Below are 8,385 nucleotides of genomic sequence, written 5' to 3'. Positions count from 1 at the left end.
CCGGAGTGCCTTGGGAGTTGGTGTACAAGGAAGAATGGGTGGATCTGGTTTCAGCGAAACAACGAGAGCTGAAGATAAAAAAGATGAAGTCAAGAGCGTATATTCAAGATCTTATCCGAAAATGGCGGACGGAGCTCAGCTGGTAGAGCATCCCGATTTTAATCGGGAGGGTCCTGGGTTCGAATCCCAGCGGGATCACTAAAGCAGACTAAAAACGGTCTGCTTTTTTTATTTTTATGCAATTCAACTTTTACGCTATGGCATGGGTCTATATTTTGTATTCGAAAAAAATCGACAAGTACTATGTAGGTGCCTGTACGGATTTGGATCGCCGGCTTTACGAACATAATCTTGGTCACTCCAAATTTACTTCCACCGGAGTGCCTTGGGGGCTAGTTTTCAAGGACGAGTACCCCAGTGGGATCACTGGAGCAGACTAGCAATGGTCTGCTTTTTAGGCTTGAGTCGAGGAAGTCTCAAAAGTTCAAAGGGTCTAAGTGTTTGAAATGACCGTTTTGCTTTATTTTTTCTTTAGCCTGTTCGATTGCTTTCATCACAGGAATCATCCTCTTGAAGTGTTTGATTAAGAAAACAGATCGCTCTTCCTCTGATTCCATTTTAAGAAGTTCGAGTTCTTCTTCCAGTTTTAAACCTACCTTATGGGCGAAGGAAAAAGAGTTAACTGTTTTGGGATCAAATTCGGTTTTAAAGTCAAGGAGAAAAAGTACTTCCTTTAGATAAAAATTAAACTCATGATGTAGTGCAGCGCTGATTCTTGGGTCATTCTTCAGGTATTCGATTTGTCCTCCTGCATACAGTTTTCCGGAAATCGGGTTATCAAATGTTTGGATTTGAAAAGCAGAAAGACAACGGGTTTTGATGTCTAATCTTCCGTCTTCATAGCGCTTATAGATTTTTTCCAGTCGTACTTCTGTGCCGTATCCGGTGAGTTGATTGATGTAGGTACAGATTCCAAAAGTTAATCCCTCTTGTTCGGCATCGGCAAGAAGTTGGCGGTACCTGGGTTCAAATATGTGAAGGTTTAGGTCCTCTCCAGGGAAGGCCACCAGCTTCAATGGGAAAAACGGGAGATATATCATTCGCTTGTGAAAGCTAAACCTAGCGGTATGGATTTGGTTGATTTTGGGATTTTTAAAACTGAAAATAAAAGCCCCGAATCTCTCCGGGGCTTTTCAATTATTTACTGGCAATATAGGCCAAAAGGTCCACTACCTTGTTGGAATATCCCCACTCGTTGTCATACCAAGAAACCACTTTCACAAAGGTGTCAGAAAGCTGAATTCCGGCTTCTGCGTCGAATATGGAAGTTCTTGCGTCACCGATGAAGTCATTGGAAACGACCGCATCCTCGGTGTAGCCAAGCACACCTTTCATGGTGGTTTCAGAAACCTCTTTCATTTTGGCGCAGATCTCAGCATATTTTGCTGGCTTCTTCAATCTCACGGTCAAGTCAACCACAGAAACATCAGGAGTTGGTACTCTGAAGGCCATGCCGGTCAATTTACCATTCAATTCAGGAATTACTTTTCCTACAGCCTTTGCAGCGCCGGTTGAAGATGGGATGATGTTTTGTCCGGCACCTCGTCCACCTCTCCAGTCTTTGGCAGAAGGTCCGTCTACTGTTTTTTGAGTCGCAGTAGTTGCGTGAACAGTGGTCATCAAACCTTCCTCAATACCCCAGTTGTCATTCAATACTTTGGCGATTGGAGCCAGACAGTTGGTCGTACAAGAAGCGTTGGATACAAAAACCATGTCCGGAGTGTAAGTGTGCTCATTTACACCCATTACAAACATTGGAGTGTCGTCTTTGGAAGGTGCGGACATGATCACTTTCTTAGCTCCCGCGTCGATGTGTGCCTGTGCGGACTCTTTGGTCAAGAAAATTCCGGTGGACTCAATGATGTAGTCGGCACCGATTTCTCCCCACTTCAGATTTGCAGGGTTTTTCTCGGCGGTTACTCGAATGCTGTTGCCATTCACGACCAAGTTCCCGTCTTTCACCTCTACAGTTCCTTTGAACTGTCCGTGCGTTGAGTCATACTTTAGCATATAGGCCATGTAGTCCACGTCGATCAAGTCATTGATCCCTACTACTTGGATGTCTGGTCTTTCTACAGCCACTCGGAAAGCCAAGCGACCGATTCTTCCGAATCCGTTGATTCCTACTTTAATCTTGCTCATAAGTTGTTATTATTTTGAGTATAGGTTTGATTTCACAACCTGGTTCAGGAGGCCTCTTTTGGCCAAAATTTCCCGAAGGGCAGGCTAAGTTATTACAAATAAATGGTCTCCCCAAACTTCTACAGGCCTTCCCAAGTCCAATACCCATGGAATTGAAATTCAAACGATTTCGAGTTTGAAAATTTTTCTTTTGGGAAAAAGGCAGATTTAAGTTGGCGCTTTTACCTATTTTCAAAATTCACTTTCCTCAAGGCCATGTTTGTCAAAGCCATTCAAGAAGTAGCCGGATTCACCCGTGCGATTCATTCCATATCCCGGAATTTTGGAAGCCAAAAAGCTGAACGGGGCGCGGCTACCCTGTTTTTTGTCAATGAAGAAGGCTGGGCACTCACCTGCAAGCATGTCGCCCAATGGATTGCTCAAGCCGATGCCATCAACAAGAAGTTTCACCAATTCCTTTCGGAAAGTCATGGCCTTTCTGCTCAACTGGCCAAAACAGTGGCCAAAAAGTTGGGTTTGGATGAAAATAAGACCGCAGAAATGCGGATCACCTTTGTGGATTGCGTGGACAAAATCTCTAACATCCGATTCCTTCATCATCCAGAATACGATCTTGCTCTAGTTAAAATCGAAGGTTTTGAAAAATTGGGAGTCACCAACTTTCCCAAGTTTCTGAAAGAAGATCAAGCTGTGCAGCCGGGTCAGATGCTCTGCCGATTGGGTTTTCCTTTTCCTGAATTCAGCAACTTTCAGCTCAACTTGGAGAAAAATCAATTGGAATGGATCCATGGTGGACAGGCCCGATCTCCCCGATTCCCTTTGGAAGGAATGGTTACCCGATTTTTAGGGGATCAAAAAGGAAAGATTTACGGGATCGAGATGAGTACTCCCGGTCTGAGAGGTCAAAGTGGTGGGCCGATGTTTGACACCGAGGGGATCATAGTAGGCATGCAAAGCCGGACCAAGCATCTGCATTTAGGATTTGATATCGAGGACAAGGAAATCGTGGCCCATGGGAAACTGAAAAAAGTGAATGACTATGCGTTTATCCATCTAGGGGAGTGTGTGCATGTGTCAGTGATGAAAGAATTTATGAACCAGCATGGAGTGAAGTTTCAACTCGCCTAGATCTTTACGCTAAGCTTTTCCAAAGTTTGGAACTTTGGAAAAGTTGGAATAAAAAAAGCCGGGCTTCAACACCCGGCTTTTGCTGTTTATGCCAATTGAGCAAGAATCTCGTTAAAGATTTGGCTTGGCCTCATCGCAACAGAAGTTTTTGATTCATCCGGTCTAAAATAGCCTCCGATATCCACTGGCTTGCCTTGTGAACCGTTGTATTCGCCCACGATTTTGCCTTCATTTTCTGCCATTGCTTTAGCAATCGGAGCAAATTTGGCTGCCAAAGCAGCATCCTTGGTTTGCTTGGCCATTTCCTGCGCCCAATACATCGCCAAGTAGAAATGCCCACCTCGATTGTCCAATTTGCCAACCACTCTTGCCGGAGATTTGTCTTCCTCCAGCCATCTTCCGGTAGCTTTATCCAAGGTTTCTCCCAAGAGAATCGCAGTAGGATTGTCAAAGGTCTGCCCCAAATGCTCCAAAGAAACAGCCAAGGCTAAAAACTCACCCAAGGAATCCCAACGCAAGTGGCCTTCTTCCGTGAATTGCTCCACATGCTTAGGGGCTGAACCACCCGCACCGGTTTCAAACAGTCCTCCTCCATTCATTAAAGGAACGATAGAAAGCATTTTGGCAGAAGTACCTACTTCAAGAATAGGGAACAAGTCTGTAAGGTAATCTCTCAGCACATTTCCGGTCACCGAAATGGTGTCTTTTCCTTCTTTGATCCTCTCGCAGGAGAAAAGAGTAGCCTCAACAGGAGACATCACGTGGATTTCCAAACCTGTGGTATCGTGATCCGGAAGGTATTTCTCTACTTTTTTAATCAATTCGGCATCGTGCGCTCTGTTTTTGTCCAACCAGAATACGGCAGGAGTATTGGAAAGACGGGCACGGGTCACTGCCAACTTCACCCAATCCTGAATCGGAGCGTCTTTGGTCTGACACATTCTCCAGATATCTCCTGCCTCCACTTCATGTGAAATCAGCACTGTTCCATCTGTATCTACTACATTGACTGTGCCTGCAAAAGGAATCTCGAACGTCTTGTCATGCGAACCGTATTCCTCTGCCTTTTGAGCCATCAAACCTACGTTTGGCACAGAACCCATCGTGGATGGGTTGAATGCTCCGTTTTTCTTGCAAAAGTCAATCACGGCTTGATACACCCCAGCGTAACTTCGGTCAGGGATAACCGCTTTGGTATCTTGCGGCTTCCCAGACTTGTTCCACATCTGACCGGAAGTCCGGATCATCGCTGGCATTGAAGCATCGATAATCACGTCACTTGGCACATGGAGGTTGGTGATTCCTTTGTCAGAATTAACCATCGCCAAGTCCGGGCTATCAACATAGCAGGCATCGATATCAGCCAGAATTTCAGCCTTCTTGTCTGCAGGAAGTTTTTCCAAATTGGCCAAAAGGTCCCCGAAGCCGTTGTTCACGTCCACTCCGATGGATTCAAGGGTTGCGGCATGCTTTGCAAAAACCGGTTCGAAAAACACTTTTACCGCATGACCAAAGATGATCGGGTCAGAGACCTTCATCATGGTAGCTTTCATGTGTAGGGAGAAGAGTACTCCCTGAGCTTTGGCATCAGCTTTCGCCTTTTTCAAGAATGCCTTGAGCTGTGAAATGCTCAAAGACGACGCATCAATCACTTCCCCTGCCTGAAGTTTCAAGCCGGATTTGAGAACTTCTTTTTTGCCATCTTTTCCGACCAATTCAACCGAAACAGTCGTTGCAGCAGGCATGGTCATGGATTTTTCACTTTCGTAGAAGTCGCCTCCGGTCATGCTGTCCACGTGGGACTTGGAGTCCGCAGACCATTTGCCCATGGAGTGAGGATGCTTTTTGGCGTAGTTTTTCACGGCCAAAGGAGCTCTTCGGTCGGAGTTGCCTTCACGGAGTACGGGGTTCACAGCAGAACCTTTGATTTTGTCGTATTTCGCTTTGATCGACTTTTCTTCTTCTGTTTTTGGCTCTTCAGGATAATCAGGAAGAGCGTAACCTTTGGCCTGAAGTTCTTTGATCGCAGCTTTGAGCTGAGGTACGGAAGCGGAAATATTGGGAAGCTTGACGATGTTGGCTTCTGGAGTAGTAGCGATTTGGCCGAGCTCGGCCAGGTCATCGTTGATTTGCTGCTCAGGCTTCAAAAATTCAGGGAAGTTGGCAATGATTCTTCCGGAAAGGGAAATGTCACGGGTTTCTACTTGGACGCCCGCAGAGCTGGTAAAAGCCTGGACAATGGGTAAAAGAGAATAGGTCGCCAATGCAGGTGCCTCATCAGTCAGCGTGTAGAGGATTTTGGGAGATTTACTCATGATTTGAATAGGATGCTTAGGTGAATTATCCTGTTTTCCTTTTGAAAAGGTGGCTTAAAAGTGCTGCCAGCAGTGGAAAAGTAAAACAGGGTCGAAATTTTTCGGCCTAAAAATACGAAAAATAGGACGGTTTCAAAGTCCGCTCACAGAATCCAAACCGATATTGAAATGCGGTTTTTAGAGAATTTGAAAGGAATCCGCATCACGCCAAGCGGGGAATTTGGCACGGAAGTCTTCCAGGTTTTTGGCAGATAAGGTGACCATGTCGATAGACTCCTGTTCTCCCAAATCAAGCATTTTTTCCCCTTTGAAATCGTAGGCTGCGGAGTGACCATTGTAAGGAATGTAGTTGCCATCTTCACCGACTCGGTTGACTCCTATGGAATAGGATAAATTCTCAATAGCCCGGGCAGGCAAAAGCGCATCCCACGCAGAAATTCTAATGGCCGGCCACGAAGCAACATAAAATAGGACATCGTAACCAGCTATTCCGTCTTCCCAGCCATTTCGAGACCAGACCGGAAATCGGAGATCATAGCAGACTTGAGGGCAAATATTCCAACCTTTCCAAGAAAAAATAGGAAGTTTTTTACCCATGGAATACGTCTCCTGCTCATTAGCCATCCGGAATAGGTGGCGCTTATCGTAGTGCTCCGTGTATCCGTCCGGCGCAACCCAAAGCAGCCGGTTGAAAAATCTGCCGCCTTCGGTGATAATAGCGCTTCCGGTGATCACCGCTCCAGTTTGTGCTGCGAGTTGCCTCATCCATTTGTGGATGTGAAGATTCATCGGTTCGGCCAGCTTTGCGGCCTCCATGGAAAAGCCAGTCGGAAACATTTCAGGCAAAATGATCAGATCACATTTGCCTTTGAGATCCCAGATTTTTTCCTCCAGCATCCCAAGATTGGCAGTTTTATCCTGCCAATGTAGGTCGGTTTGGACCAATGCAATGCGGAGTTCCGGGCTCTTTTCCATCATTTTAAAGGATAAATCATGCGGTAATCTGCGGATACTTTGCCTTTGCTGATGTCGATCAGTTTGGACTGAATCAGCCGCTTTTTGAGACCTTTGAGGTAATCCACAAACAGGATTCCCTCCAAGTGGTCGTATTCATGCTGGATGACACGAGCCGTCATGCCGGAGAATTCCTCTTCTTTCAGGTTCCAGTTTTCGTCGTAATACTCGATGGTGAGTTTTTCCGGGCGGATGATTTCGGCCCGCACATCAGGTATGCTAAGGCACCCTTCTTCGAAGCCGAAATTATCTCCGTATTCATCCAATATGATGGGATTGATGAATGCCCGACGGATACCTTTTTCTTCATCATTTTCATCCAGCATGAGGGAGCTGTCGATTACAAACAGGCGGACTCCCTGATTGATTTGTGGAGCAGCCAGTCCCACGCCATTGGCATGGTCCATCGTGGCATACATGTCTTTGATCAGTTGGGATATATCTGTGCCTTCAGCAATATCTTCTGCCTCTTTCTTCAAAATGGGATTGCCGTATGCGACTATTGGGTAGATCATTGTCTTTCTAGGTAGGATTGTAAGATGATGGCTGCGGAGACTTTGTCCAGATTTCCGGACTTTTCTTTTCGGTCTTTCTTTTTACTTCCCATGGCAATCATGGTTTGCATGGCCATTTTTGAAGTAAACCGCTCATCAATCAATACTATTTTTTTATCGGGGAAGGTCTTTTCTAATTTTTCTTTCAATTGCATGACCTTGGGGGTCATTTCGTTGTCTTGTCCATTGAGTCGGGTGGGATGACCCAGCACCAAGGCTTCCACTTCTTCCTTGGCGAAGTAGGCCTTCAGATAATCAAGGAGTTTACCGGTCTCAATGGTTTCCAGCGGATTTGCCGTGATTTTTAACGGATCGGTAACAGCCAGTCCTGTGCGTTTGGTTCCCAAGTCAATGGCTAGTACGCGCGGCATCAGTTGGTTTGGATTTGTTTTCTAATCTTTCGAAGTGCCTCTTTTTCGAGCTCCACTGCTTTTGGAAAAAGCAATTCATCTTCAATTTTGGCATGAATGGATAGTTCTCTTTCAAAATTTTGGAGTTCGTGATAGAGCACTTTCATGGGTAGAGGAGCATCTTTTTCCAGAAAATAGTCCTTGGTGAGCAAACGGATTCCTTCCATTTCATCATCATGGATTTCATGATGGTCAGCCAATCGCTGTACAGGATCTTTTTCCAGAATGACCAAAGCGTCCTGAACTCTAAATTCACCTTGTTCGATATCTTGGAGAAGCTCTATTCTTTTGAAGAGTCGACTTTCTTCTTCATGGATATGATGGATAAAATCCTCCACAAACAAAGGAAACATGATTTTCAGATCGGCCATCAATGCCTCATATCCCTGTTGACCTGGAATACCTGAGATTAGATTGGACAAAAATGGAAGTTCTTGCCTTACAAAGTAATAATGCTTCTTTTTGAGGTAAGCGACGAGCAACTCGATTGGATTCAGATAGAGATCTTCTAGAGAGGGGTCCTTTTGTTGGGCCCAATTTTCCAGATGCTCGACAAGTTGCCTAGGGTTGACTTTGTGCTTATGGCAAACCTTCTCCAACGAATCAGTGGGATATTGGTAAAAGCTGATCCCGAAATAGTGAAGCACAGCAGCAAAAACATAGTTTTCAGAAACTAATTCTCCCACTGAGGTCTTCTCAAAATCTTGCTTCCACTGCATTGGACAAAAATAATTTTTTTTGAATGAAAAAAGGGGAATAAAT

The 8,385-nt window shown here is 45.2% G+C and carries 9 protein-coding genes and 1 tRNA gene; 3 read left to right on the top strand and 7 right to left on the bottom strand.

The annotated features are described in order from the left end of the window. Positions 1 to 130 precede the first annotated feature (130 nt). A tRNA-Lys gene (locus tag CLV31_RS12095) sits at positions 131 to 198 on the top strand. Positions 199 to 257: 59 nt separating this feature from the next. Then, entirely contained in the window at positions 258 to 440 is a 183-nt protein-coding gene (locus CLV31_RS12090) for a GIY-YIG nuclease family protein (RefSeq protein WP_181452622.1), read from the top strand. 36 nt (positions 441 to 476) lie between these two features. Here the strand turns inward: CLV31_RS12090 and CLV31_RS12085 are convergent, their stop codons facing one another. Then, complete coding sequence (locus tag CLV31_RS12085) at positions 477 to 1,100, bottom strand: LON peptidase substrate-binding domain-containing protein (protein ID WP_111393152.1); 624 nt, start codon at positions 1,098 to 1,100, stop codon at positions 477 to 479. 97 nt (positions 1,101 to 1,197) lie between these two features. Then, positions 1,198 to 2,202, bottom strand: a complete 1,005-nt coding sequence (gene gap, locus CLV31_RS12080) for a type I glyceraldehyde-3-phosphate dehydrogenase (protein WP_111393151.1) — start codon at positions 2,200 to 2,202, stop codon at positions 1,198 to 1,200. 255 nt (positions 2,203 to 2,457) lie between these two features. Between gap and CLV31_RS12075 the strand changes: the two genes are divergently transcribed. Beyond that, on the top strand, positions 2,458 to 3,330 hold the full coding sequence (locus CLV31_RS12075; RefSeq protein ID WP_111393150.1) for a S1 family peptidase: 873 nt from the start codon (positions 2,458 to 2,460) through the stop codon (positions 3,328 to 3,330). 86 nt (positions 3,331 to 3,416) lie between these two features. On the opposite strand, the gene CLV31_RS12070 is transcribed toward CLV31_RS12075, so the two are convergent. The 5 genes from CLV31_RS12070 to CLV31_RS12050 form a co-directional block, all read right to left on the bottom strand. Further along, entirely contained in the window at positions 3,417 to 5,645 is a 2,229-nt protein-coding gene (locus CLV31_RS12070) for an NADP-dependent isocitrate dehydrogenase (protein ID WP_394335959.1), read from the bottom strand. Positions 5,646 to 5,822: 177 nt separating this feature from the next. Further along, positions 5,823 to 6,620 carry an amidohydrolase gene (locus tag CLV31_RS12065; protein WP_111393148.1) on the bottom strand — a complete coding sequence of 266 codons (798 nt, stop codon included), beginning with the start codon at positions 6,618 to 6,620 and terminating at the stop codon, positions 5,823 to 5,825. Further along, positions 6,620 to 7,174: a peptide deformylase gene (gene def, locus CLV31_RS12060; protein WP_111393147.1), complete on the bottom strand. Its 555-nt coding sequence runs from the start codon at positions 7,172 to 7,174 to the stop codon at positions 6,620 to 6,622. Before def ends, CLV31_RS12065 begins: the two co-directional genes overlap by 1 nt. Beyond that, positions 7,171 to 7,584: a Holliday junction resolvase RuvX gene (gene ruvX, locus CLV31_RS12055; protein WP_111393146.1), complete on the bottom strand. Its 414-nt coding sequence runs from the start codon at positions 7,582 to 7,584 to the stop codon at positions 7,171 to 7,173. The genes def and ruvX overlap by 4 nt, the downstream gene beginning before the upstream one ends. Continuing rightward, the gene (locus CLV31_RS12050; RefSeq protein WP_111393145.1) at positions 7,584 to 8,342 is read right to left on the bottom strand and encodes a hemerythrin HHE cation-binding protein; all 759 of its coding nucleotides are present in this window, start codon (positions 8,340 to 8,342) and stop codon (positions 7,584 to 7,586) included. Before CLV31_RS12050 ends, ruvX begins: the two co-directional genes overlap by 1 nt. Positions 8,343 to 8,385: the final 43 nt, after the last annotated feature.

The organism is Algoriphagus aquaeductus (assembly GCF_003253485.1).
GTDB lineage: Bacteria > Bacteroidota > Bacteroidia > Cytophagales > Cyclobacteriaceae > Algoriphagus > Algoriphagus aquaeductus.
This window is presented reverse-complemented; position numbering and strand designations above follow the sequence as displayed.

Excerpts from the sequence above, each read along its gene's own strand:
- CLV31_RS12090 (WP_181452622.1), top strand. The coding sequence starts at position 258 with ATGGCATGGGTCTATATTTTGTATTCGAAAAAAATCGACAAGTACTAT.
- CLV31_RS12085 (WP_111393152.1), bottom strand. The coding sequence starts at position 1,100 with ATGATATATCTCCCGTTTTTCCCATTGAAGCTGGTGGCCTTCCCTGGA.
- gap (WP_111393151.1), bottom strand. The coding sequence starts at position 2,202 with ATGAGCAAGATTAAAGTAGGAATCAACGGATTCGGAAGAATCGGTCGC.
- CLV31_RS12075 (WP_111393150.1), top strand. The coding sequence starts at position 2,458 with ATGTTTGTCAAAGCCATTCAAGAAGTAGCCGGATTCACCCGTGCGATT.
- CLV31_RS12070 (WP_394335959.1), bottom strand. The coding sequence starts at position 5,645 with ATGAGTAAATCTCCCAAAATCCTCTACACGCTGACTGATGAGGCACCT.
- CLV31_RS12065 (WP_111393148.1), bottom strand. The coding sequence starts at position 6,620 with ATGGAAAAGAGCCCGGAACTCCGCATTGCATTGGTCCAAACCGACCTA.
- def (WP_111393147.1), bottom strand. The coding sequence starts at position 7,174 with ATGATCTACCCAATAGTCGCATACGGCAATCCCATTTTGAAGAAAGAG.
- ruvX (WP_111393146.1), bottom strand. The coding sequence starts at position 7,584 with ATGCCGCGCGTACTAGCCATTGACTTGGGAACCAAACGCACAGGACTG.
- CLV31_RS12050 (WP_111393145.1), bottom strand. The coding sequence starts at position 8,342 with ATGCAGTGGAAGCAAGATTTTGAGAAGACCTCAGTGGGAGAATTAGTT.